At 77.1% G+C, this 218-nt stretch carries 1 pseudogene; it reads left to right on the plus strand.

Annotated features, from left to right (window positions below):
• A pseudogene (locus GTY47_RS27370) lies at positions 1-218 on the plus strand (hypothetical protein); the annotation flags it as partial.

Below are 218 nucleotides of genomic sequence, written 5' to 3' on the forward strand. Positions count from 1 at the left end.
GGCCGGTGCGGGCGCCGAGGCCGGTGCGGGTGCGGGTGCGGGCGAGGCGGGGAACGCCGGTGCCGGCACGATCAGCTGCCCGGACGTCGCCTCCCAGCTGCCCGCGATCCCGGCCTCCGCCCAGGCCGAGGTCGACCGCAACCTGGCGCTGCTGGACACGCAGGTCGCGGAGGCCAACAAGCGCCTCGTCGACACCGTCGGCCAGGGCGGACCCAACT

Origin of the sequence: Streptomyces sp. SID5464 (genome assembly GCF_009862985.1) — a bacterium.
Lineage (GTDB): Bacteria > Actinomycetota > Actinomycetes > Streptomycetales > Streptomycetaceae > Streptomyces > Streptomyces chartreusis_D.